The organism is Azonexus sp. IMCC34839 (assembly GCF_047047955.1).
GTDB lineage: Bacteria > Pseudomonadota > Gammaproteobacteria > Burkholderiales > Rhodocyclaceae > Azonexus.
On sequence record NZ_CP150631.1, the window covers coordinates 2588990 to 2611624 of the forward strand.

The following is a 22635-nucleotide window of genomic DNA, read 5'->3' on the forward strand; positions in this document are numbered from 1 at the left end:
CTGGCGGTGTCCTGCCGCACTTCTTCAACGCCTTAGGGGAGAAATAAAATGGCCAAGCGCAAGAAAAAGAAGTAATCATCAACCCAACCGAATACGAAAAAAGCAGGCGTGAGTCTGCTTTTTTATTTTGTTCTTCCTCATGAGCCAAGCAGCCTTTACGCGTAGGGATTTCCTGCGCTTCCTCGTCGGTGCCGCCTTCCTGGCCATGCTCGGCCTCGTCGTGCTGCAGGAGTTGTTCGCTGCTGCCACGACCTGGCTGGTCATCCACCTGGCCCGCGACATTACCGGCGGACAAGTCGCGGCGAGCGATTTCGTCTGGATCGTTCTTACCCAGACCCTGTCCTACGTGGCCGGCGCGGTGAGCTGGATCTACGCCGAGCGGGCCGGCTTTGCCGCCTTCGGCAAATACCTGCTGAACTTCGCTCGCCTCAATCGCTTTGACACGGCCTTGCTGGCCGACAACGAAGCCCGCGAGCGGACCGAGCCTTTCCTGACCAACGAGACGTTCCGGGTCTGCTTCGATCTGATGTACGACCTGCAGTTCTATTCGCGGCTGTTCTTCAACCTGGTGTTCAACGCCCTGGTGTTCGGGCTGGAAATCGATGCCGGCCTGCCGCTCGCCTACGCATTCGCCTTCGCGTTGCTGGTCGGTCTCCAGTGGGGCTTGCGCAAACCGCTGGCCGCCGCCTACATGCACAACCAGCGCATGACCAACCGGATGATGGCGCGGACCTATAACGCCTGGGACAACATCTTCGCCGGCAACCGTTACAACTTCGGCCTGTGGCATGCCGACTTCCGTCAGCGCCTGGGCACGGCGCTGACTGCCCAGGTACGGGCCATCATGGCGCGCGAAGGTTGGAGCGCGTTGAGCGGCGTCATCGCCCTGGTCATCGTACTCGTTGCTACCGCCTGGGTCGCGGTACAGGGTGCGGGCGATACCGCCTTGCTGATCGCCCTGGCCGCCACGATGCCGCGCCAGATCGAAATGACCCTCGACATGCATCAACTGACCGCCGGCATGACTGACCTGTTAGCCATCTGGACGAGGATCAAGGGCGTGTGCGAGCACATGCGGCCGCAGCCGAGCGGGCAGCCGGAGGAACGGGTCGGATTCGGTCGCCTGAGTCTGCGTAGCGAAGCAGGGGCCATCGTCTGTGCCTCATTGGCCGATGCCGTGCAGGCGGTGCTGGCGCAGCCGACAGGCATCGTTGCCGTGCGTGGCGACAACGGCGCAGGAAAATCCAGTTTGCTGACCGCACTGAAATGCCAGTTCCGCGGGCAGGCGTATTACCTGCCGGCACACGACCGGATGAACTACCGTTTCAATACCGAACTGGCGGCAGCGGAGCCGGCCGGCGTCGAGGATCCGGACGACGAGGCGGAAGAGCCCGAGGAAATCAGCGCCGAAGAAGCGGCACGGGAGAAATCGGGTTACTCGTCAGGCGAACGCCAATTGGCAATTTTGGCCGAAATTGCCCGGTGCACCGCAGCACCGATCTATTTGCTTGATGAATGGGATGCCAACCTCGATCCGGCCAACCGCTTGCGCGCCATGGCACTGGTCGAGCAAATCGCGCAGAGGGCGCGGGTAGTGGAAATCTCCCACCGGGACCAGAATTAACGTTGGAGAAAGACTCAGGCGGCGCCGCGGCGGGCCAGTTCCTGCTGGCAGAGCGCCTGGAATTGCGCGATTTCAGCCAGCATGGTCTCGATATCCTCGCGCTGCTGCTGCAGGGCGGTGCGTCGTTTTTCCATGACGCGCAGACATTCGAGCAACTGCGGCGTTTCGTCCTCGGTCGAGCTGTACATGCCGATCAGGTCCTTGATCTCGGCCAGGCTCAGACCGAGCCGCTTGCCGCGCAGGGCCATCTTCAGCCGGGCGCGGTCGCGGCGGGTGAATATCCGCTTGGTCCCCTCGCGTTGCGGTGCCAGGATGCCCTGGTCTTCCCAGAAGCGGATGGTGCGTGGGGTGATACCGAATTCGCGGGCGAGATCGGAAATGGCGAAGGTCGCAGCCGTCTGGCTCAATGTCGTCTCCTCAAGGTGCGACGAAGTTAAGCAGATGCGGGGGGTTTTTTCAATCCGTCGCCGTATGGTAAGTTGCAAACTTAGAAAAGTGATAATCAACATGTCCCTGCATTACCCCTTCCCCCAACATCCCTCGCCCGGCGAGCTGAACGAGGTTGCGCCCGGTATTTTCTGGCTGCGCATGCCGCTGCCGTTTCAGCTCGACCATATCAATCTCTGGCTGCTGCGCGACGGCGCCGGCTGGTGCATTGTCGACACCGGTTTCCCCGATGACGGCGTGCGCGAACTCTGGTCGCAGATCATCGAGCGGCTCGATGGCCCGGTCACGCGCCTGATCGTGACCCACTTCCATCCCGATCACCTCGGGCTGGCGACCTGGCTGATGGAAAAAACTGGTGCACCGCTGTGGATGACTACTGGCGAATTCCTGACGGCTCACGTGGTTTGGAACGAGGTCGGCGGCCATGGCGCCCGCTTCATGGTCGAGCAGTTCCGCCAGCATGGCCTGGACGCCGAACATCTGGCCAAGTTCGAGAAGCGTGGCTCCGGCTATCGCAAGGCGGTTCCTGCATTGCCTGAGCATTACCAACGGGTGAAGGCGGGCGATGCACTGAGCATCGACGGGCGTTCGTGGCAGGTCATGATCGGCCACGGTCATGCACCCGAGCATATGGCGCTTTACTGTGCAGAAGCCGGCGTGTTAATTTCCGGAGACATGCTTTTGCCGAGAATTTCCACCAACATCAGCGTTTTTGCTGCGACCCCCGAGGCCGATGCTCTGCGCTGGTATCTCGACTCGCTCGACGAGTTGGCGGTGGCGATTCCGGAAAAGACCCTGGTACTGCCCTCGCATGGTCTGCCCTTTATCGGAGTGCAGCCGCGCGTCGCGGATTTGCATGCGCACCACGAAGAACGATTGCATGCATTGGAGAATAGCTGTGAACAAGCGCCACAGAGCGCAGCCGAGTTGCTCGAAGTCCTGTTCAACCGGCAACTGGATACACACCAAACCATGTTCGCGATGGGGGAGGCGATTGCCCATCTGAACTACCTTGAACAAGCTGGTCGGTTGTCACGCAGCGTTGGCACCGACGGGGTGATTCGTTTTTCGCGGTTGCAGCACCGACCCGCCGCGCACTGACAGAGGGAGTTTGAGTATGTCGCAGCAAACCGAAGACCAGGGCGTTAACCTGCCCAACCCGGCCGAAATGGCCAAGACCTATGCCGAGGTCGCACAGCGTGCCTCGCGCATCATCACCCAGTTCATGGAAAAGAAGGCCAAGGAAGGGGTCGAGGCACCGAGTGACGAAATGGGTGTGGCTCGCGCCTTCATGGATCTGTCGGCCCGCCTGATGGCCAATCCGTACAAGCTGGCCCAGGCCCAGATGAACATGATGTGGGACTACTTCTCGCTGTGGCAGGGTTCCATGATGAAGATGATGGGCATGCCGGGCGCCGCACCGGTCGCCGCGCCGCAGAAGGGCGACAAGCGCTTCAAGGACGAGGACTGGGAGCAGCATTTCCTGTTCGACTTCGTCAAGCAGTCCTACCTGATCGCCGCTCGCCACATCCACGACACCGTGGCCGGTACCGAGGGCCTGGACGAGTCCACCCAGCAGAAGGTCAATTTCTTCACCCGCCAGTACATCGACGCCCTGTCGCCGTCGAACTTTGCGCTGACCAACCCGGAAGTCTTCCGTGAAACGGTCAAGAGCCACGGCCAGAACCTGATCAAGGGTCTGAACAATTTACTCAACGACATGACCGACGACGGTCAGTTGCGCATCCGCATGACCGACACCTCGGCCTTCGAGATGGGCAAGAACGTCGCGACGACGCCGGGCAAGGTGGTCTACCAGAACGAACTGTTCCAGTTGATCCAGTACAACCCCGGTACGACCGAACAGTACAAGAAGCCCTTCCTGATCGTGCCGCCGTGGATCAACAAGTACTACATCCTCGATCTGCGCGACAAGAACTCCCTGGTCAAGTGGGCCACCGACCAAGGTCACACCACCTTCATCATTTCCTGGGTCAACCCGGATGAGAAGATGGCCGAAGTCAGCTTCGAAGACTACATGCTGAAGGGTACGCTCGAAGCCATCACCCAGGTTTGCGAGCAAACCGGCGAGGATTCGGTCAATCTGGCGGCCTACTGCATCGGCGGCACGCTGACCATGTCGACGCTGGCCTACATGGCCGCCAAGAAGGACAAGCGCGCCAATTCCGCCACCTTCTTCACCACCATGCTCGATTTCTCCGAGCCGGGCGAACTGTCCGTCTTCCTCGACGAAGGCACCATCGAGGGCCTCGAGAAGAAGATGGAAAAGCGCGGCTTCCTGGAAGGTTCGGAAATGGCCGGCACCTTCAATATGCTGCGCGCCAACGACCTGATCTGGTCCTTCGTGGTGAACAACTACCTGATGGGCAAGGATCCGTTCCCGTTCGATCTGCTTTACTGGAACTCTGATTCGACGCGCATGCCGAAGGCCATGCACAGCTTCTACCTGCGCAACATGTATCTGGCCAACAAGCTGAAGGATCCGGGCGGCATCACCCTGGGCGGCGTCAAGATCGACATCCGCAAGGTCAAGACCCCGTGCTACTTCATTTCGACCATCGAAGACCACATTGCACCGTGGAAGAGCACCTACATGGGTGCCCGCCTGCCGTCCGGCCCGACCAAGTTCGTGCTTGGCGGTTCCGGTCACATCGCCGGCATCGTCAATCCGCCGGCAGCCAACAAGTACGGCTTCTGGACCAACGATGCGACCGACGGCAATCTGCCGGAAAGCCCGGAGGACTTCCTGGCCGGCGCCACCCAGCATGCCGGTTCGTGGTGGACGCACTGGCACGAGTGGGTGACCAGCCTGCCCGGCGGTTCCGCCAAGGTCAAGGCGCGCAATCCGGCCGCCGGCAAACTGAAGGCCCTTGAGGATGCCCCGGGCAGCTACGTCAAGTTCCGCCTGGATGCACAGAAGAAGGACTGATCAAGTCCATTCGGCTTCATGAAGACGGGAGACTTCGGTCTCCCGTTTTTTTTTGCGGAAGTTCGGCCAAGCTGGGAGGTGTAGCTGACGCAGGGAATTCCCCATGGCGAGAATTAGATCGATGGCTGTTATTTAAGTCATTATTGGTATCCGTGTTGATTCGGGTATGATGCGGAAAAACTAATATGCATAAAGGGGGGGAGATGACAGCGGAAGTCGTGGACAAGGTTCGTTCGGCGCTTGAAGCGCCCGAGCAGCATCTGTCATTCGCCATCACTTTGATGGAACACCTTGTCGTCCCCACTTTCGTGCTCGATGCGGATCACAGGGTATTAATCTGGAATCGTGCCTGCGAACGACTGACCCATGTTCCGGCAGCGGAGATTGTCGGGACAAGCGATCACTGGAAGGCTTTCTACGAGGCTCGACGTCCGTGTCTGGCCGATCTGGTGGCAGATGGGTATTACGAACAGATCGCCGACCTCTATTCCGTTCACGATGAACCGGATCAGCCGACCTTCGGTGTCCATGCCGAGAACTGGTGCTGGATGCCGCGTCGCGGCACCCGATTGTATTTGGCCGTTGATGCCGGGCCGGTCTTCGATGAGCAGGGCAAGTTGATTGCCGTTGTTGAAACCTTGCGCGATGTTACCGAGAAGCATGTTGCCCAGACCAAGGTGGCAGAGCAGGCAGGTATCCTCAAGGCGCAGTACGACGAACAACAGCGCGAAGCTGAGTTGGCGCGCAGGATACTCGAGCACCAGATTCGGACGGATCTGTTGGATGCCTCGGGGATCAAGTATTCGGTTATTCCGGCCAGCAATTTCTCGGGCGATCTGGTGCTGGCCGCACGCGCGCCGAGCGGGAAGCTGTATGCGCTTCTGGCGGATGCCACCGGACATGGCTTGGCGGCAGCGGTCAGCGTATTGCCCATGGTGCAGGAGTTTTACCGCCTGGTGGAGCACTCGCAGCCGCTGGCCGTGTTGATCGAGTCGGTGAACTTCCTGTTGTCTAATTCCCTGCCGACCGGCCGGTTTGTCGCAGCCACGATGGTTGAGCTTGACGAGGAAAACCGGCAAGGTGAAATCTGGGTTGGGGGAATGCCGGATGCCCTGCTGATCGATCAGTCCGGAGAGTTGATCCGGAATTTCGAGTCAAAGGATTTGCCCCTGGGAATTTCACGTGCTCCGGATATGGGCACCCGTACCGAACGCTTCGCCTGGGATGAAGCATGTCGCCTCATGCTCTACTCGGATGGCGTTCTTGAAGCCCTGAGTCCGGAAAATGCCTACTTCGGCATGGATCGTTTACTTGATGCGGCTCGCACGACGACGGGAGGGGAAGATCTCGTTTCTCGCCTGAGCCTGGCCGTAAGCACGCATCTCAGCGGCCTGGCGGCTCATGACGATATGTCGGTGTTGGTCATCGGGTGTTCGACCAAGGTCGTTGAGGTCTGAAACCTGGCGCCTTAATGGCGCAGCTTGGGTAGGCCGACCGGCAGCTTGGGCAGCTCGATGGCATCGAGCATGTTCTTCACCAGCAGGCCGAGCTCGGTGTCGCCGGTGATTTCCAGTTCGCGCTTGAAGAACAGCGTGTCCGGGTCTTCCTGGCGATTCAGCAGCTGCAGGTAAGCCGACAGGTTGGCCGAGAAGGACAGGTCGGCCTCGCCCTCGCTGCGAAAGAGTGGGCGGAACAGGCCGTTGCGGTAGGTGAAGCGGGCGGTGCCGCCGGTGTCGCGGACCTGTACCTGGAAAACCTTGTCGGTGATCGCTTCCAGGTCGTCGGCCGACAGCAGCTTGAGCTTCAGCGCGGCATTCAGGCCACCGACCAGGGCCAGTGCGTGCGGCCATTGCGGTAGCTTGCGACCGATGGCACCGATGAAGTTGGGCAGTTCGAACTTGGGAATGGTGAAGCCTTCGCTCATGGTCATGCTCCGAGTTGTGCCAGTGCTGCGGCGTGGTGTTGCTTGATGCCGGCATCGCCGAACCAGTACCCGTCGACCAGGCCGCTGGTGTTCCATGCGGCGTTGGCAGCCGGGGCCGGTTTGCCCTGGCGGGCGGCGTCGAAGGCGGCGATGATCTCGCCCATGTGCTCTGCTTGCGGGCTGAGGCGGACAATGTCGATACCCATGGCGAGCAGCTGCGGCATTTCGTGCAGCAGGTTGTAGCTCTGGGCCGACATGGTCTGGATACCGTTGATGGTCAGGAACTCCTGGCCCTCGCGGGTTTTCAGCGTCAGGCCGACCGGGTGATCCAGGCATTTGAACTGGCAGTCGTCCTTGTTCAAGTTGTAGTGGCGGGCGGTGAAGCAGCGGGCCGAGAAGGCGAGCGGCAGTTTGCCGAAGACGAAGAGCTCGGTCTCGACGCCGGCCGGCTTGCTGCGATGCAGCGTTTCGACCAGCGTGCGGGTCGCTTCCAGCGGCGGTACCCAGCGTTTCAGGCCGAAGCGGGCGAAGGTGGCGAGGGTCGCTTCGTTGTAGATATTCAGGTGCGGGCCGGCGACGAAATCCTGGCCACGGACCAGATTCACCGCGCCAAGATCGTTGGCTTCGAGCTTGCAGCCGGCTTCATCGACCAGTCGGCGCAACGCCTTCAGGTCGCTTTCCGATTCGAGCAGGGCCTGGGCCGAGACGACGACTTCCTTGCCGGCATCGGTCAGGTCACGGGCCAGGCCGATCCAGTCGGCGGTACGCAGTTGCTGGCGGCGCGAGCAGACGACTTCGCCGACGTAGATGATGTCGAGTGCCGGGTTCTGCGCCATTTCGGCGTAGAACTCCATGACTTCGGCCTTGGGCCAGAAGTAGAGCAGGGGACCGAGCGAGAGTTTCATGCGGGTTCCTTCAGCGCCACGGGCGGTTGTAGGCGCCGAGCGTCGCCTGGCTGCCTTCCGAGACCTTGGCCAGTTCGGCCTGCCAGGCGGGTTTGACGTGGTAGCGTTCGTCGCTGGCGGCCAGCGAGTCGAGCGCGGCACGCAGCGTGCGGGTGACCTGGGTGACGTAGGCCGGGCTGCGCTGGCGACCCTCGACCTTGACGGCGCGCACGCCGATCTTGAGGATTTCCGGCAGGATTTCGAGCACGTTCAGGCTGGTCGGCTCTTCCAGGGCGTAATAGGTTTCGCCCTGCACCTCGAAGCGCCCCTTGCACAGCGTCGGATAACCGGCCGGCTCATCGTCGCCGAAGCGGTCGATCAGGATGCCGTTGAGGCGGGTTTCCATGGCGCCAGGCTGCTTGTCCCACTTGACGTATTTGGCCGGCGAACAGGCGCCGACGGTGTTGGGCGACTCGCCGCAGGCGTAGGAGGAGAGCCAGCAGCGGCCCTCGTTCATGACGCACAGGCTGCCGAAACCGAAGACCTCGATTTCGACCGAGGTGTTCTTGATCACGTGCTCGACCTGAGCCAACGTCAGCACACGCGGTAGCACGGCACGGCGGACGCCGAATTCGCGTTGGCAGAAATTGATTGCCTCGTAGCTGGTGGCTGAGCCCTGCACCGACAGGTGCAGACGTTGCTGCGGGTGCTTGCGGCTGGCGTAGTCGAGCAGGCCGATGTCGGCCAGGATGATCGCATCGACGCCCAGGTCGACCGCGGCATCGACTGCGTTGTGCCAGTCAGCGACACGCCCGGCCTGCGGGAAGGTGTTGATGGCGAGCAGCACTTCACGGCCCTTGGCATGGGCGTAACGGACGCCGTCGCCCATTGTCCTGGTGTCAAAATTGAGGCCGGCGAAGTTGCGGGCGTTAGTGTCGTTCTTGAACCCGAGATAGACGGCATCGGCACCGTTATCGATGGCAGCCTTGAGTGCTGGCAGGCTGCCGGCCGGACAAACGAGATCGGGCAGGGAAGGCATTGGAAACCTCCGAAACATCAAGCGCGCGAGTATAGCCAGCCCTGATTTTTCGCCATTGATCCTGGTCAAAGGGGAGTTGGGTGCTGGCTAAATGGCAGGATTTTCGCAAAACAAACTCACTGCTGCGGTGCACTGCCCATTTTGGCTAAAAACCATACCCTTCTGCTTGAACGAAGCGTCTATCAATATTTGGAAATGCTACACTTCTGGTGAATTTTTCTCGCTGAGCGCCGACATCCGGCGGCGGCGCGGCGGCACCAACAACCGGGGGCGGAGTGCATGGAGAAGGAACGGGTCCTTGTAGTCGACGATGAGCAGTTGAACCTGTTCATCATCGAGGAGTTTCTCGATCAGGAAGACCTGGAGCTGGAACTGCACAGCGATCCTCTTCAGGCCTGGGCCAGCCTGCAGTCGCCGGAAAGCAACTTTTCGCTGGTCGTCCTCGACCGCATGATGCCGGGCCTGGACGGTATCGAGTTGCTGCGTCGCATGAAGCGGGAACCGCGCTTCGCCGATATTCCGGTCATTATGCAGACCGCTGCCTCGTCGCCCGATCAGGTGCGCCAGGGCCTGGAAGCTGGCGCTTACTATTACCTGACCAAGCCGTACGAGCCCGAGGCGCTGATCTCCATCGTCCGCGCCGCCCTGGACGACCGCCGCGGGCGTGCCCAATTGCGCAGCCGGGCGGCCCGCCTGGAAGAAGCACAGAAGCTGATCGCGACGGTCGAGTACCGTTTCGTCACGCTGGAAGATGTGGCGACGCTGGTGCCGGTGCTCGCCGCCCTCTGCCCGCAGCCCGACGTGGCGGCACCGGGCCTGTCCGATCTGATGGTCAATGCTGTCGAGCACGGCAATCTCGGCGTGACTTACCAGGAGAAATCGCTGCTCAAATGGGAAGGCGATTGGGAGGCCGAGATCAAGCGCCGTCTGGCTTTGCCACAGTTTTGCCATCGCGTCGCGAGCGTCAAGGTGGAACGCAATGCCGCCGAGATCGTCTTCACCATTACCGACCAGGGCGACGGCTTTGATTGGCAGCGTTACCTGACTTTCGATCCGGAGCGGGCCTTCGACCCGAACGGGCGCGGTATTGCGATGGCCAAGATGCTGAGCTTCAGCGAACTGGAATACCGTGGCAAGGGCAATCAGGTAGTGGCCACGGTGCGTGCCACTGTTTGACCGGAGCTAGACTCAGCGAACGATGACCGTCGGCTTGTAGCCGAGCGCGGCCCGGATACGCTCGGCGACGCGGTCGGCATCGCTGCGGTTGGCATAGGGGCCGAGATGCACGCGGTGCACACCGCCGCCTGGGGTGATGCGCATGCTCTCGGTCAGCCAGTCCAGTTCACGCTGCAGGTGATTCTTCAGGTTTTCGGCATTATCGGCGTTGGCGAAGGCGCCGAGCTGGAGGAACACACCTTTGGTGGCCGCGCCGTTGTCGCCATTCATGCCGCTCATGCCGGCCATGGCAGCGGTTTGTACCGGACGTTCCTCGGCGGCCATGCGCTGGGCGAGTAGCTCGATTTCGTCGCGCTCGGCGAGCACCGGGCGGGAGGGCGGCACGACCTGAGCGTAGGTCGTCGATCCTGCTTCGCCCGGAACGATCGCTTCGACGTCGACCAGCCCGCTGCCGCCATTGACCAGCCCCAGCTTGTAGGCAGCCGTATAGGAGAGATCGATGACACGGTCGGCGTGGAAGGGGCCGCGGTCGGTGACGCGCACGATCACGGCCTTGCCGGTCTGCACATTGGTAACGCGTACGTAGGAGGGCAACGCCAGGGTAGTGTGGGCGGCGGTCATGGCGAACATGTCGTAGGGCTCGCCGATCGATGTTTTCTGGCCGTGGAATTTCTTGCCATACCAGCTGGCGATACCGCGTGCCTTGTAGGGTTTGACCGCGGTATTCGGCACATATTCCTTGCCGAGCACGACGTAGGGTTTCATCGCCGGCTTGTGCAGCGCTTCCCATTTCGGTTCGGCATCCGGGATGTCGTCCAGGCCGTCCGGGATGTCGTCGGCCGGACCGTCGTCCTTATAGAAACCGCCGCCACGCTTCAAGACGGCGGTCGGTTTGCGGGTTGGCGTCGGCGATTTGGAAATGGGCTCTTTTGGCCTGTCCACCGCAGCACCCTGCGACGGCAACTGCGTCGTGCCGCAGCCGACCAGCCACAGACCGGCGACAGCGCAAACGCTCAGGCGGAGGAGTTTCATTTCTTGACCAGCATCCGATGCGTATGAATCGACATCAACATGCCGATGCCGAGAAAGAGGGTTACCAGAGCGGTGCCGCCGTAACTCATGAAAGGCAGCGGCACGCCGACCACCGGCAGGATACCGGAAACCATGCCCATATTGATGAAGGCATAGGTGAAGAAGCCTAGCGTGATGGCGCCGGCGAGCAGGCGGGAAAACAGCGTCGGCGCGCCGGAGGCGATCATCAGCCCGCGCCCGATCAGCAGGGTGTACAGGATGAGCAGCACGATATTGCCGATCAAGCCCCACTCCTCCGAAAAGACCGCAAAGATGAAGTCGGTGTGCTTTTCCGGGATGAATTCGAGGTGGGTTTGCGTTCCGTTCAGGTAGCCCTTGCCGATGGGGCCACCGGAACCGATGGCGATGGTGGACTGGATGATGTGGTAGCCGGAGCCGAGCGGATCGCTGGTCGGGTCGATCAGTGTCATGATTCGCTTGCGCTGGTAGTCGTGCAGCATGTGCCAGAGGAAAGGGGCGGCGGCGGCACCGGCGGCAATCAGGCCGACAATGATTTTCCACGGCAGGCCGGCAAAGAAGATGACATAGAAGCCGGCGGCGCCGACCAGCAAGGCAGTGCCAAGGTCGGGCTGCTTGGCGATCAGGGCAAAGGGCACCAGCAGGAGCAGGGCGGCGACGATGTAATGCTTGAATTGCAGCGTCGCTTCGTACTTCTGGAAATACCAGGCCAGCATCAGCGGCATGGCGATCTTCATGATCTCGGACGGCTGGATGCGGGTGAAGCCGAGCGAAAGCCAGCGTTTGGCACCATTGACCTTGATGCCGAACAGGAAGACCGCAACGAGCAGAATCAGACCGACCACATACAGTGGAATGGCGTAGCGCATCAGCGTTTGCGGCGGGGTGCGGGCGACAAACCACATGATGGTCATGGCCACGGCCATGTTCCCGGCCTGGGCGAACGCCCGGTGATTACCGCCGATCGTTGCTGAGTGAACGGTGGCCAGACCCACTGCCATGATGGCAAGGGTGATGAAGAGCAGTGGAAAATCGATGTGGGCAATGGCGTTTGCCCAATAGCGACGAAGCGTGGTGGCGATGTCCATCATTGCTCGTTGTCATCCTCGATGGCACCGCTATCCTCGTTGGCGGCACCGGCTGGCAGTTTGCCGAGCAAGTAGTAGTCGAGCACCATGCGGGCGATCGGTGCGGCCGATTGGGCACCGAAACCCCCGTTCTCGACCAGCACGGCGAGTGCGATGGTCGGTTTGTCGGCCGGCGCGTAGGCTATGTATAGCGCGTGGTCGCGCAGTTCCTTCTTGACCGCGCCTTCCTTGTACTGTGCGCCTTTCAACGAGAAAACTTGGGCCGTCCCGGTCTTGCCGGCAACTTCGTAGGGGGCGCCGGCGAAGGCGCGCGTACCGGTACCTTCCTTGTTGACGCCGACCATGGCCCGCCGGATGACGTCGACGTTGGCCGGCTTCAATTGGAGATCCCGGATCGGCTTCGGCTCGACGGGGCGTTTTTCGCCGGTTTTGGTGTCGACGATGTACTTCACCAGGTGCGGGCGGAACATCACGCCATTGTTGGCAAGGGTGGCCGTGGCCTGGGCCAGCTGGATCGGCGTGTAGGCGTTATAGCCTTGGCCGATGCCGATGGAAATGGTTTCGCCGGCATACCACTTCTGCTGCTCGGGGCGCTTGAAGCGCTGCTTCTTCCATTCCTGGGAAGGCAGGACCCCCTTCGATTCGCCGGAGTCGTCCTTGCCAAGGTCGATGCCCGTACGCTGACCGAAACCTAGCTGAGCCATGAACTTGGCGATGTTATCGATCCCCATGTCGTTGGCCAGGATGTAGTAATAGGTATCGCAGGAATGGACGATGGACTTGTACATGTCCACCATGCCGTGCCCGCCTTTTTTATCGTCGCGGAACTGGTGGTTGCCGAAATTGAAATAGCCGGGATCGCTGATCGCCTGGTTGGGCGTACGTTTGCCCATTTCCAACGCGGCCAGTGCCATGAACGGCTTGAAGGTCGAACCCGGTGGGTAGGCGCCGTTGAGTGCCCGGTTCACCATCGGCTTGCTGGGGTGTTCGTTCAATTCCTTCCAGTTGTCGGGCGTGATGCCATCGACGAAGAGGTTGGGGTCGTAGGTGGGGTTGGAGACCAACGCCAGGATGCCGCCAGTCGAAGGCTCGATGGCGACGAGCGCCCCCTTGCGGTCGCCGAAGGCCTGCTCGGTGATTTCCTGCAGCTTCGAATCGAGGGTTAGCGACAGATTGTTGCCGGAAATCGGCGGAATCCGCTTCAGGCTGCGCAAGGCCCGACCGCCGGCATCAATTTCGACTTCCTCATAGCCGGTCGTGCCGTGCAGTTCGAATTCGTAATGCTGTTCCAGGCCGGTCTTGCCAATGTGGTCGGTACCCTTGTACATGGCGACGCGCTCCGATTCCTCGATCCACTTCAGGTCGCGTTCGGTAATACGGCCGATGTAGCCGATGGCATGCGAGGCGACGCTGCCCATAGGGTAGTGCCGGAACAAGCGGGCTTTGACTTCGACACCGGGGAATCGATAACGCTGGGCGGCGAAGCGGGCCACTTCGGCATCAGTGAGTCGCGTCCGGATGGGAATGGATTCGAAATTCTTCGCTTCATCCATCAGACGCTTGAAGCGCTTGCGGTCCTTGGGTTGGATGTCGATGACTTCGGTCAGGGCATCGATGGTTTCTTCCAGATTGCCGGCCTGCGATGGTGTGATTTCCAGCGTGAAAGCCGAATAGTTGCGGGCCAGCACCACCCCGTTGCGGTCGGTGATGACGCCGCGGTTCGGGACGATGGGAATCAGTGCGATGCGATTGTCTTCGGCACGGGTACGGTAGAAGTCGTGCTGAATGACCTGCAGCCAGATGAAACGGGCGAGCAGGATGCCGAAGCAGACGAGCACCGTCGCTGCCGCAAATCCGGTGCGAAAGCGGAAGCGGTCGAGGTCGGCATCGGGATTGTGGAAGTCGCCCACGTCAGGTTGCCTGTCAGATCGGACGGTTGGGGTCCTGCTCCACAGGCTGATACTGGGGCAGCAACAACAGGAAGGTGATCGGAATCCACAACAGGGTCGCGACGAACGGACCGATGAAATAGCTCCAGCCAGGGAAGTCGCTGCCAACGGCCAAACGCATCAAGGCCTGGATGACTTGCGTGCCGATCAACAGCGGCAAGACCTGCAGTGCCTGCTGTGCCAGCGGGAACCAGAGAATACGCCGCGACAGCAAAGACGCGGTGTAGGCCAGCAGAACATAGGCGAAACAGTGCTGGCCCAGCACGGCACCGTCGGCCACATCCATCAGCAAGCCAAGAATGAAGGCCCAGCCCATGCCGACGCGGCGGAACTCGCGCACGCTCCAGAAGCACAGGACCAAGGCCACCCAATCGGGAACGCCCGGCCAGTGTGCGGTCGGAATGAAGTTCATCAGCGCGGCGACGATCAGGCTCAGGAAAATGAACCAGGGGCGGACCGGTAGCAGGATGCGCGAGGAAGAAAAGGTCGGTTGCATCAGTTAGCCTTGCCTCCGCGTTTGCGTTTGACCCGCAATTCGCCCTTGTCGCCGCTATCGCCGCGGCCGGAGGTGGTGGCCGGGGCTGGTGGTTGGGGCTGGCGCGGGTCGAGGATCATCATCTCGCCGAAGTTCTCGACGCCGGCGATGGGTACGCAGAAGATGCGGGCGAAGGAATAGGCGCTGTCCCGCTCGATATTGACCACCTTGGCGACCGGGAAGCCAGCCAGGTAGACGCCGTCTAGGCCGGAAGTGACGAGGGTGTCGCCAACTTCCACGTCGGCATTGGCCGGCATGTAGCGCAGTTCCATCTGGCCGTTGCCCAAGCCGAAGATGACCGAGCGCTGGCCGTTGCGGACGATCTGTACCGGTACGGCCTGATCTTTGTCGGTAATCAGCGTGACCTCGGCGGAGAACGGGTAAACGCGCGTTACCTGACCGACTACGCCGGCTTCGTCGATGGCCGGCTGGCCGGCGGTGATGCCGGCTTGCTGGCCCTTGTCGATGATCACCTTGCGCGAGAAGGGGTCGCGCGCGGTGTAGAGAATCTGGGCAACTTGTCCCTTGGCCTTTTCGCGTTCCTTGACCGCAAGTAGCTTGCGCAGGCGGTCGTTTTCGGCCTCCAGTTGCTGCAGGCGTTGCAGGTCGGGTGCGGTGTTCAGTTTGGCGTGGCGCAGTTCGTCGTTTTCCTTCTGCAGCGAGCGCAGGCCTTGCAGATATTGCGCTGCATAATCGACCAGACTGCCGGGGGTCTGTGCCACCCGCTGCACCGGGTCAACGACCAGGGAAACGCTTTGCCGCAGCAGGTCGAGGCTGCGGAAACGCAGGTCGACAACGAAGATCGCCAGCGAAAGGGCGATGTATAAAGTCAGAAGGGCCAGCGGTGCTGGCCCTCGCTTGAAGAATGGTGGCGGCGCGTGGTCAATGCCGGCCATCAGAGTCCTTCCTGCTGGGATGCTGCGGTGGACAGGTTAATCCGAGGCAAAAATGCTGCCCAGCTTGTCCATCTTTTCCAGCGCCATGCCGCAGCCGCGGGCAACGCAGGTCAGCGGCTCGTCGGCGACGATGACTGGCAGACCGGTTTCTTCCATCAGCAGGCGATCCAGGTCGCGCAGCAGCGCGCCGCCACCGGTCAGGACCATGCCCTTTTCGGCGATGTCGGCACCCAGTTCCGGCGGAGTCTTTTCCAGCGCGGATTTCACGGCGGAAACGATCTGGTTCAGCGGGTCGGTCAGCGCTTCGAGGATTTCGTTGGAGGAAATCGTGAACTTGCGCGGGATGCCTTCGGCCTTGTTGATGCCGGAGACTTCCATTTCCTTGACTTCGGCACCCGGGAAGGCGGAGCCGATGGTCTTCTTGATGTTTTCGGCAGTGTTCTCGCCAATCATCATGCCGTAGTTGCGGCTGATGTAATTGATGATGGCTTCGTCCAGCTTGTCGCCACCGACACGCACGGAACCGGCATAAACCATGCCGCCCAGCGAAATGACGCCGACTTCAGTGGTGCCGCCGCCGATATCGACGACCATGGAACCCGTTGCGTCAGCGACCGGCAGGCCGGCGCCAATAGCCGCGGCCATCGGTTCCTCGATCAGGTAAACCTGGCTGGCGCCTGCGCCGATGGCGGATTCGCGAATTGCGCGGCGTTCCACCTGGGTCGAGCCGGAGGGTACGCAAATGATGATGCGCGGGCTCGGGCTGAACAGCTTGGAGTCGTGCACCTTCTTGATGAACTGCTTGAGCATCTGCTCGGTGACAGTGAAGTCGGCGATCACGCCGTCCTTCATCGGGCGGATGACGGTAATGCTGCCCGGTGCCTTGCCAAGCATTTCCTTGGCTTCCTTGCCGACGGCCTGGATGGTTTTTTTGGCATTGGGGCCACCGTCGAGACGGATGGCGACCACCGACGGCTCATCGAGGACGATCGAGCGGCCGCGCACGTAGATGAGCGTATTGGCCGTGCCGAGGTCGATGGCAAGGTCGTTGGAGAAGTATTTATTGAGGAAACCGAACATCAGTGACTCCGCGTTGGGGGTGCGGTAGGGAAAACTTTTATGATACCTTATAACGCTTTCGATTTTAAGACTTTGTGCACTGCAGAAAAAGTCTTTTTGCACAATTTATTGGCAGCCATGTCGCTCACATTAGATCAGGTTCAGCGCATCGCCCACCTCGCCCGTATCGAGGTCAGCGAGTCCGAAGCCCTCACCACGCAGGGTCATCTCAACGGCATTTTTCAGTTGATCGAACAGATGCAGGCCGTCGACACCCAAGGCGTCGAGCCGATGGCGCACGCGCAGGATCTCAGTCAGCGCCTGCGCGATGACGCGGTGACCGAAACCGATCGTCGTGCGGCCTATCAGGCCGTTGCTCCGGAAACCGAAGCCGGCCTCTACCTCGTACCGAAGGTGATCGAATGATTCACGCCAGCCTGAAGGAATTGTCGCAGGCGCTGGCCGCGAAGCAGATTTCCAGTAGCGAACTGACGACGCTGTTTCTCGATCGCATCGAGCGTCTGAATCCGGAAATCAACGCCTTTGTCACGGTGGACCGGCAAAAAAGCCTAAAAATGGCGGCCGAAGCCGACGCCCGTATCGCTGCCGGAACGGCCGGCCAACTGACCGGCGTGCCCATCGCCCAGAAGGACATCTTCTGTGCCGAAGGCTGGCTGACCACCTGCGGCTCGAAGATGCTGTCCAATTTTGTTTCGCCGTACGACGCCACGGTCATCCGCAAGATGCACGCCGAAGCCGGTCTCGTTTCGCTGGGCAAGACCAACATGGACGAATTTGCCATGGGCTCGTCCAACGAAACTTCCTTTTTCGGTCCGGTGCGCAACCCGTGGGACCGCGAGCGCGTGCCCGGCGGTTCGTCCGGCGGTTCGGCGGCGGCCATAGCGGCGCGTCTGGCGCCGGCGGCGACCGGTACCGACACCGGCGGATCGATCCGCCAACCGGCGGCGCTGTGCAACCTGACCGGCCTGAAACCGACCTACGGTCTGGTTTCGCGTTACGGCATGATCGCCTTCGCCTCATCGCTCGACCAAGGCGGCCCGATGGCGGCCAGCGCTGAAGATTGCGCGCTACTGCTCAACACCATGGTCGGTTTTGACGAGCGCGACTCGACCTCGCTTGATCGTCCGGTGGAGGACTACGCCCGCGACCTGGAAAAGCCGCTGGCCGGTCTGCGCGTCGGTTTGCCCAAGGAATTCTTCGGCGAAGGTTGCGATGCCGAAGTGATGGCTGCCGTGCAAGCCGCCATCAAGGAATACGAAAAGCTCGGCGCGACCTGCGTCGAGGTTTCGCTGCCCAATTCCCATCTGTCGGTACCGGCCTACTACGTCATCGCCCCGGCCGAGGCCAGCTCCAACCTGAGTCGCTTCGACGGCGTGCGCTACGGTTACCGTGCGCCCGAATACGGCAGCCTCGACGACATGTACATGAAGTCGCGCGCCCAGGGCTTTGGCGAGGAGGTCAAGCGCCGCATCCTGATTGGTGCCTATGTGCTGTCGCACGGCTACTACGATGCCTACTATCTGCAGGCGCAGCGTATCCGTCGTCTGATCGCCAACGATTTCGTCGAAGCCTTCAAGGTGTGCGACGTGATCCTCGGCCCGACGTCACCGTCGACCGCTTTCAAGCTAGGCGAAAAGGCCGCGGATCCGGTGCAGATGTACCTGTCGGATATCTATACCATCGCGGTGAACCTGGCGGGTTTGCCGGGGATGTCGATTCCCTGCGGTTTTGCCGGCGGACTGCCGGTTGGCTTGCAGTTGATCGGCAATTACTTCGACGAGGCGCGCCTGTTGAACGTGGCACATCGTTACCAGATGGCGACGGACTGGCATCAGCGTCGTCCGGCCGGTATCGAATAACATGCGTCTCCGGCTGGCGCTGCTAGTCGCTACGGTGCTGGCCGCCTGCGCAGAAGCGCCCAAGGCACCGGGAAAGCCGGTGCCCGAACCCGCAGCGGAGCCAGCGCCGGTGCAGTCGGAAACGCCGAAGTTCAAGAATTCGACGCTGAAGTATCTGGCTGGCCGCAACCTGCAGCCGCAGCCGACCCGGCCGCTGAATGTGAAGTCCAAGTGTTCGCACAAGGACGCCATCGGGACGGTGACCAAGCTTGATCTGCTGGTCAAGGAGGCCGAGGTCAAGGCCTTCGATGCGCAGGTCAGCATGAAGGGTTATGGGGCTTGCCGCTTCAATCTGGGCGAGTTCGAGCAAGTGGAAAAGTTGCCGCAGGCCTTGTTGCGGCACAAGAAGGAAAAGGATTGCCTGGTCCGCATGTGGGAGCAGGGGCCGAAGGTGACGGTGGCATTCAATGCCTGCCCGAAATCCTGCGAAGGCCAGGCATTCGATTATTTGTGGCCCATCGTCGTCGAGGCGAAGAGCGGGCGTTGTTACTGAGCGGATGAAATCATGAGTCAGTGGGAAGTAGTGATCGGGATCGAGACGCATGCACAGCTCTCGACGGTTTCGAAGATTTTCTCCGGCGCTTCGACGGCGTTCGGCGCAGAACCCAACACCCAGGCCTGTGCCGTCGACCTCGCCTTGCCGGGCGTGCTGCCGGTGCTGAACAAGAAGGCGGTCGACTGTGCCATCCGTTTTGGCCTGGCCATCGGCGCGCATCTCTCGCCGAAATCAATCTTCGCCCGCAAGAATTACTTCTACCCGGACTTGCCCAAGGGCTATCAGATCAGCCAGTTCGAACTGCCGGTCGTGCAGGGCGGCGCGATTACCGTGCAGGTCGGTTCCGGCGAGAAGGCCTACGAAAAGACCATCAACCTGACCCGCGCCCACCTCGAAGAGGATGCCGGCAAGTCGCTGCACGAGGATTTCCACGGCAAGTCCGGCATCGACCTGAACCGCGCCGGGACGCCGCTGCTCGAAATCGTCACCGAGCCGGACATGCGTTCCTCCGACGAGGCGGTGGCCTACGCCAAGGCCTTGCATGCGCTGGTGCGCTGGATCGGCATCTGCGACGGCAACATGCAGGAAGGCTCCTTCCGCTGCGATGCCAACGTTTCGGTGCGCCGCCCCGGCCAGCCTTTCGGCACCCGTCGCGAGATCAAGAACCTGAATTCCTTCCGCTACCTGAAGGAAGCCATCGATTACGAAGTGCGCTGGCAGATCGAGACGCTGGAAGATGGTGGCAAGATCCAGCAGGCCACGGTGCTGTTCGACCCGGATACCGGCGAAACCCGCACCATGCGCACCAAGGAAGATGCGCATGACTACCGCTATTTCCCCGATCCCGATCTGCTACCGCTGGTGATTGCCAGCGACTGGATCGAGCGCGTCAAGGGTGAATTGCCGGAATTGCCGGCGCAGAAGCGCCAACGTTTCATGAGCGATCTAGGCTTGTCCGCCTACGATGCCAATACGCTGACCGCCAGCCAGGAAATTGCCGATTTTTACGAGTGCACCGCAGCAGTGGCCGGTCCGGCCAACGCCAAGCCCTGCGCCAACTGGGTCATGGTCGACCTGGCAGCCCGTCTGAACAAGGAAGGCAAGGAAATCGCCGATTCACCGGTAACGCCGCAGCAACTCGGTTGCCTGATCCTGCGCATCGCCGACAACACGATCTCGAACAACATCGCCAAGAAGGTCTTCGAAGCGTTGTGGAATGGCGAGGGCGCGACTGCCGATGAAATCATCGACAAGCAAGGGCTCAAGCAGATCACCGATACCGGTGCGATCGAAGCGCTGGTCGACGAAGTGCTGGCGGCCAATGCCGCCAACGTCGCCGAATATCGTGCCGGCAAGGAGAAGGCGTTCAACGCGCTGGTCGGTCAGGTGATGAAGGCCGCCAAGGGCAAGGCCAACCCGCAACAGGTCAACGAACTGCTCAAGAAGAAGCTGGCAGGTTAAGCTGCCGAAGGCTGGTTAGCGGGGCGGTAGTGCCCCGCTGGCCGGAGGCGAACTTGCCGCCGGGCGGCGACCGGTAAGTTCGATGTAGCGCTTGCGATCGGCGTCGTACTTGGCCTTGATCACATCGTATTCGCGCCGTTTCACGTCGAGTAGTTCCTGCTGCAACTTGATTTCGTGGTCGATGGCGCGCAGATCGCTCGCCAGTTGGGGCGGCATGCTCTTCTTCTTGTAGAACTCAGCTTCATCGGCCAGCTTTTGCCGTTTCTTCTGCGAGATTTCCATCTGCCGCTGAACGTTCTCAATGGCGATGGCGACATCCTTTTCCGCTTTGCGTTGCGACAGGTCGATGTCGTCCTGAGTGGCATAGGTATCGAGCAAGGCCTGATCGCGCCGGCGTTGCTCCCTGGCGGCTTCTTCAAGCAATTTCTTGCGCCGGTTTTCCTCGGCCAACTGGGCCTTTTGTTCCGGGGTCAGCGGTGGCCCGACTTCCTTCAGGACGTTGCCGCCACTGTCGAGCACGCGGTAAGAGTGCCCCCGGCAGGCCTCGGGCAGGGTGTCGCCGCAGACGCGACGCCCGCTGACATTGTCCTGGCAGCAATAAAACTCGCCGGCAGCGCTTGCGCAACCGGCCAGTAATGCCAACAGGAGGGGGAGCGCGCGTTTAGGCATCGACACCGTATTGTTCGCGGTATTTTGCCACGGCTTCGCGGTGGGTCGCGAGATCGGGATTGTGTGCCAGAAAGGTCATCAGATCCTTGAGGCCGGCGACCGCAATTACCGGAATGCCGTAATCGCGCTGTACTTCCTGCACGGCGGACAACTCGCCTTGGCCGCGCTCCTGGCGGTCGAGGGCGATCAACACGCCGGCTGGTGTGGCACCCGCGGCGCGGATCAATTCGACCGATTCGCGTACCGAAGTCCCGGCGGAGATCACATCGTCGACAATCAGCACGCGTCCCTGCAGGGGCGCGCCAACGATGTTGCCGCCTTCGCCGTGATCCTTGGCTTCCTTGCGATTGAAGGCAAACGGAAAATTGTGGCCGCGCTGGCTCAGCGCGATGGCGATCGCCGCAACCAGCGGGATGCCTTTGTAGGCCGGACCGAACAGCATGTCGAACTGCAGGCCGCTGGCTTCCGCAGCTTTGGCGTAGAATTCAGCCAAGCGGCCCAGCGAATTGCCATCGTCGAACAGCCCGGCATTAAAGAAATAGGGCGACAAGCGACCGGCTTTGGTCTTGAACTCGCCGAAGCGCAGCACTTTGCAAGCGACGGCGAACTCGATGAAATCCTGGCGAAAATCCATAACACTCCACTTATACGGACCGTTTCCTCCGATCCCAACGCAATGTTACGCATCATCTCCCTGAATCTCAACGGCATTCGCTCCGCCTGGAGTAAAAACGTGTTGCCCTGGGCGGCCGCGCAAAGTGCCGATGTCATCTGTCTGCAGGAACTGAAGGCCCAGTTGCCCGATCTCAATGCCGAAATGCTCAAGCCGGACGGCATGCACGCCTATTACCACTGTGCCGAGAAGAAAGGCTATTCCGGCGTCGGTATCTGGAGTCGCCAGGAGCCGGATCGTGTCGTCGAAGGCTTCGATGGCGGTGAATTCGACGCCGAGGGGCGTTACATTCGCGCTGACTTTGGCAACCTGTCGGTCATTTCGTTGTATTTGCCGTCGGGATCCTCATCGCCTGAGCGCCAGGAGGCCAAGTTCCGCTTTCTGGATGCCTTTTTTCCGCAAATGCAGGCGCTGCGCGCGGAGGGCAGAGAGATTGTCCTGTGTGGCGACTGGAATATCGCCCACAAGGAAATCGATCTGAAAAACTGGAAGTCCAATCAGAAAAACTCCGGTTTTCTGCCTGAAGAGCGCGCTTGGCTGACGCGCGTTTTCGATGAATTGGGCTGGGCCGATGTTTACCGCGGTCTCCATCCCGACACCACCGATGCGTGTTACACCTGGTGGAGCAATCGTGGGCAGGCTTGGGCCAAGAACGTCGGGTGGCGGATCGACTACCAGATCGCTACGCCGAGCTTTGCCGCAACCGCACGCCGAGCCGAGATTTACAAGGAACAGCGTTTTTCCGATCACGCTCCGCTGATCGTCGACTACGATTATTCTTTGTCATCAAAGTGAA

22 protein-coding genes are annotated in these 22635 nt (G+C 60.9%); 10 read left to right on the forward strand and 12 right to left on the reverse strand.

Annotated features, from left to right (window positions below; all coding sequences use genetic code 11):
• Positions 1–139 precede the first annotated feature (139 nt).
• Positions 140–1624 (forward strand): hypothetical protein, encoded by a 1485-nt coding sequence (locus tag WIF35_RS12560; RefSeq protein ID WP_412478556.1) that lies wholly within the window; start codon positions 140–142, stop codon positions 1622–1624.
• Positions 1625–1638: 14 nt separating this feature from the next.
• Here the strand turns inward: WIF35_RS12560 and WIF35_RS12565 are convergent, their stop codons facing one another.
• Positions 1639–2031: a MerR family transcriptional regulator gene (locus tag WIF35_RS12565; protein ID WP_412478557.1), complete on the reverse strand. Its 393-nt coding sequence runs from the start codon at positions 2029–2031 to the stop codon at positions 1639–1641.
• Between the two features lie 100 nt (positions 2032–2131).
• On the opposite strand from WIF35_RS12565, the gene WIF35_RS12570 reads away from it, so the two are divergent.
• The 3 genes from WIF35_RS12570 (at position 2132) to WIF35_RS12580 (ending at position 6478) form a co-directional block, all read left to right on the forward strand.
• Complete coding sequence (locus WIF35_RS12570) at positions 2132–3172, forward strand: MBL fold metallo-hydrolase (RefSeq protein ID WP_412478558.1); 1041 nt, start codon at positions 2132–2134, stop codon at positions 3170–3172.
• Between the two features lie 16 nt (positions 3173–3188).
• Complete coding sequence (locus WIF35_RS12575; protein ID WP_412478559.1) at positions 3189–5021, forward strand: PHA/PHB synthase family protein; 1833 nt, start codon at positions 3189–3191, stop codon at positions 5019–5021.
• Positions 5022–5224: 203 nt separating this feature from the next.
• Positions 5225–6478: a SpoIIE family protein phosphatase gene (locus tag WIF35_RS12580; RefSeq protein ID WP_412478560.1), complete on the forward strand. Its 1254-nt coding sequence runs from the start codon at positions 5225–5227 to the stop codon at positions 6476–6478.
• 11 nt (positions 6479–6489) lie between these two features.
• On the opposite strand, the gene ubiT is transcribed toward WIF35_RS12580, so the two are convergent.
• Genes ubiT through ubiU form a run of 3 tightly spaced genes read right to left on the reverse strand, consistent with a single transcriptional unit; the run spans position 6490 to position 8868 of the window.
• Positions 6490–6945 (reverse strand): ubiquinone anaerobic biosynthesis accessory factor UbiT, encoded by a 456-nt coding sequence (gene ubiT, locus WIF35_RS12585; RefSeq protein ID WP_412478561.1) that lies wholly within the window; start codon positions 6943–6945, stop codon positions 6490–6492.
• Between the two features lie 2 nt (positions 6946–6947).
• The gene (locus tag WIF35_RS12590) at positions 6948–7850 is read right to left on the reverse strand and encodes a U32 family peptidase (RefSeq protein WP_412478562.1); all 903 of its coding nucleotides are present in this window, start codon (positions 7848–7850) and stop codon (positions 6948–6950) included.
• 10 nt (positions 7851–7860) lie between these two features.
• Positions 7861–8868 (reverse strand): ubiquinone anaerobic biosynthesis protein UbiU, encoded by a 1008-nt coding sequence (ubiU, locus tag WIF35_RS12595; RefSeq protein WP_412478563.1) that lies wholly within the window; start codon positions 8866–8868, stop codon positions 7861–7863.
• Positions 8869–9147: 279 nt separating this feature from the next.
• Here ubiU and WIF35_RS12600 point away from each other — a divergent pair, with 279 nt between their 5' ends.
• Positions 9148–10044: a response regulator gene (locus WIF35_RS12600; RefSeq protein WP_412478564.1), complete on the forward strand. Its 897-nt coding sequence runs from the start codon at positions 9148–9150 to the stop codon at positions 10042–10044.
• Positions 10045–10056: 12 nt separating this feature from the next.
• Here the strand turns inward: WIF35_RS12600 and WIF35_RS12605 are convergent, their stop codons facing one another.
• Genes WIF35_RS12605 through WIF35_RS12630 form a run of 6 tightly spaced genes read right to left on the reverse strand, consistent with a single transcriptional unit; the run spans position 10057 to position 16642 of the window.
• Entirely contained in the window at positions 10057–11076 is a 1020-nt protein-coding gene (locus tag WIF35_RS12605) for a septal ring lytic transglycosylase RlpA family protein (RefSeq protein WP_412478565.1), read from the reverse strand.
• Positions 11073–12182: a rod shape-determining protein RodA gene (gene rodA, locus WIF35_RS12610; protein ID WP_412481245.1), complete on the reverse strand. Its 1110-nt coding sequence runs from the start codon at positions 12180–12182 to the stop codon at positions 11073–11075. Before rodA ends, WIF35_RS12605 begins: the two co-directional genes overlap by 4 nt.
• On the reverse strand, positions 12182–14092 hold the full coding sequence (gene mrdA, locus WIF35_RS12615) for a penicillin-binding protein 2 (RefSeq protein WP_412478566.1): 1911 nt from the start codon (positions 14090–14092) through the stop codon (positions 12182–12184). The genes rodA and mrdA overlap by 1 nt, the downstream gene beginning before the upstream one ends.
• Before the next feature lie 13 nt (positions 14093–14105).
• Entirely contained in the window at positions 14106–14627 is a 522-nt protein-coding gene (gene mreD / locus WIF35_RS12620; RefSeq protein ID WP_412478567.1) for a rod shape-determining protein MreD, read from the reverse strand.
• Positions 14627–15562: a rod shape-determining protein MreC gene (gene mreC, locus WIF35_RS12625; RefSeq protein WP_412478568.1), complete on the reverse strand. Its 936-nt coding sequence runs from the start codon at positions 15560–15562 to the stop codon at positions 14627–14629. The genes mreD and mreC overlap by 1 nt, the downstream gene beginning before the upstream one ends.
• 36 nt (positions 15563–15598) lie before the next feature.
• Complete coding sequence (locus WIF35_RS12630) at positions 15599–16642, reverse strand: rod shape-determining protein (RefSeq protein ID WP_412478569.1); 1044 nt, start codon at positions 16640–16642, stop codon at positions 15599–15601.
• Positions 16643–16759: 117 nt separating this feature from the next.
• Here WIF35_RS12630 and gatC point away from each other — a divergent pair, with 117 nt between their 5' ends.
• Genes gatC through gatB form a run of 4 tightly spaced genes read left to right on the forward strand, consistent with a single transcriptional unit; the run spans position 16760 to position 20497 of the window.
• Positions 16760–17047 carry an Asp-tRNA(Asn)/Glu-tRNA(Gln) amidotransferase subunit GatC gene (gene gatC, locus WIF35_RS12635; protein WP_412478570.1) on the forward strand — a complete coding sequence of 96 codons (288 nt, stop codon included), beginning with the start codon at positions 16760–16762 and terminating at the stop codon, positions 17045–17047.
• Positions 17044–18501 carry an Asp-tRNA(Asn)/Glu-tRNA(Gln) amidotransferase subunit GatA gene (gene gatA, locus WIF35_RS12640; RefSeq protein ID WP_412478571.1) on the forward strand — a complete coding sequence of 486 codons (1458 nt, stop codon included), beginning with the start codon at positions 17044–17046 and terminating at the stop codon, positions 18499–18501. The genes gatC and gatA overlap by 4 nt, the downstream gene beginning before the upstream one ends.
• A gap of 1 nt (position 18502) precedes the next feature.
• Positions 18503–19033 carry a hypothetical protein gene (locus WIF35_RS12645; RefSeq protein WP_412478572.1) on the forward strand — a complete coding sequence of 177 codons (531 nt, stop codon included), beginning with the start codon at positions 18503–18505 and terminating at the stop codon, positions 19031–19033.
• A 12-nt stretch (positions 19034–19045) separates the two neighbouring features.
• On the forward strand, positions 19046–20497 hold the full coding sequence (gene gatB, locus WIF35_RS12650) for an Asp-tRNA(Asn)/Glu-tRNA(Gln) amidotransferase subunit GatB (protein WP_412478573.1): 1452 nt from the start codon (positions 19046–19048) through the stop codon (positions 20495–20497).
• A 15-nt stretch (positions 20498–20512) separates the two neighbouring features.
• Here the strand turns inward: gatB and WIF35_RS12655 are convergent, their stop codons facing one another.
• Positions 20513–21166: a hypothetical protein gene (locus WIF35_RS12655; protein ID WP_412478574.1), complete on the reverse strand. Its 654-nt coding sequence runs from the start codon at positions 21164–21166 to the stop codon at positions 20513–20515.
• Positions 21159–21800 carry an orotate phosphoribosyltransferase gene (gene pyrE / locus WIF35_RS12660; protein ID WP_412478575.1) on the reverse strand — a complete coding sequence of 214 codons (642 nt, stop codon included), beginning with the start codon at positions 21798–21800 and terminating at the stop codon, positions 21159–21161. Before pyrE ends, WIF35_RS12655 begins: the two co-directional genes overlap by 8 nt.
• A 42-nt stretch (positions 21801–21842) precedes the next feature.
• Between pyrE and WIF35_RS12665 the strand changes: the two genes are divergently transcribed.
• Positions 21843–22634 carry an exodeoxyribonuclease III gene (locus tag WIF35_RS12665; protein ID WP_412478576.1) on the forward strand — a complete coding sequence of 264 codons (792 nt, stop codon included), beginning with the start codon at positions 21843–21845 and terminating at the stop codon, positions 22632–22634.
• Position 22635 lies beyond the last annotated feature (1 nt).

Coding starts and splice junctions, on each gene's coding strand:
- WIF35_RS12575 (WP_412478559.1), top strand. CDS start 3,189: ATGTCGCAGCAAACCGAAGACCAGGGCGTTAACCTGCCCAACCCGGCC.
- mreC (WP_412478568.1), bottom strand. CDS start 15,562: ATGGCCGGCATTGACCACGCGCCGCCACCATTCTTCAAGCGAGGGCCA.
- gatB (WP_412478573.1), top strand. CDS start 19,046: ATGAGTCAGTGGGAAGTAGTGATCGGGATCGAGACGCATGCACAGCTC.
- mreD (WP_412478567.1), bottom strand. CDS start 14,627: ATGCAACCGACCTTTTCTTCCTCGCGCATCCTGCTACCGGTCCGCCCC.
- WIF35_RS12590 (WP_412478562.1), bottom strand. CDS start 7,850: ATGAAACTCTCGCTCGGTCCCCTGCTCTACTTCTGGCCCAAGGCCGAA.
- WIF35_RS12600 (WP_412478564.1), top strand. CDS start 9,148: ATGGAGAAGGAACGGGTCCTTGTAGTCGACGATGAGCAGTTGAACCTG.
- gatC (WP_412478570.1), top strand. CDS start 16,760: ATGTCGCTCACATTAGATCAGGTTCAGCGCATCGCCCACCTCGCCCGT.
- pyrE (WP_412478575.1), bottom strand. CDS start 21,800: ATGGATTTTCGCCAGGATTTCATCGAGTTCGCCGTCGCTTGCAAAGTG.
- WIF35_RS12645 (WP_412478572.1), top strand. CDS start 18,503: ATGCGTCTCCGGCTGGCGCTGCTAGTCGCTACGGTGCTGGCCGCCTGC.
- WIF35_RS12605 (WP_412478565.1), bottom strand. CDS start 11,076: ATGAAACTCCTCCGCCTGAGCGTTTGCGCTGTCGCCGGTCTGTGGCTG.
- WIF35_RS12655 (WP_412478574.1), bottom strand. CDS start 21,166: ATGCCTAAACGCGCGCTCCCCCTCCTGTTGGCATTACTGGCCGGTTGC.
- WIF35_RS12665 (WP_412478576.1), top strand. CDS start 21,843: ATGTTACGCATCATCTCCCTGAATCTCAACGGCATTCGCTCCGCCTGG.
- WIF35_RS12570 (WP_412478558.1), top strand. CDS start 2,132: ATGTCCCTGCATTACCCCTTCCCCCAACATCCCTCGCCCGGCGAGCTG.
- WIF35_RS12580 (WP_412478560.1), top strand. CDS start 5,225: ATGACAGCGGAAGTCGTGGACAAGGTTCGTTCGGCGCTTGAAGCGCCC.
- ubiT (WP_412478561.1), bottom strand. CDS start 6,945: ATGAGCGAAGGCTTCACCATTCCCAAGTTCGAACTGCCCAACTTCATC.
- WIF35_RS12560 (WP_412478556.1), top strand. CDS start 140: ATGAGCCAAGCAGCCTTTACGCGTAGGGATTTCCTGCGCTTCCTCGTC.
- ubiU (WP_412478563.1), bottom strand. CDS start 8,868: ATGCCTTCCCTGCCCGATCTCGTTTGTCCGGCCGGCAGCCTGCCAGCA.
- rodA (WP_412481245.1), bottom strand. CDS start 12,182: ATGGACATCGCCACCACGCTTCGTCGCTATTGGGCAAACGCCATTGCC.
- WIF35_RS12630 (WP_412478569.1), bottom strand. CDS start 16,642: ATGTTCGGTTTCCTCAATAAATACTTCTCCAACGACCTTGCCATCGAC.
- gatA (WP_412478571.1), top strand. CDS start 17,044: ATGATTCACGCCAGCCTGAAGGAATTGTCGCAGGCGCTGGCCGCGAAG.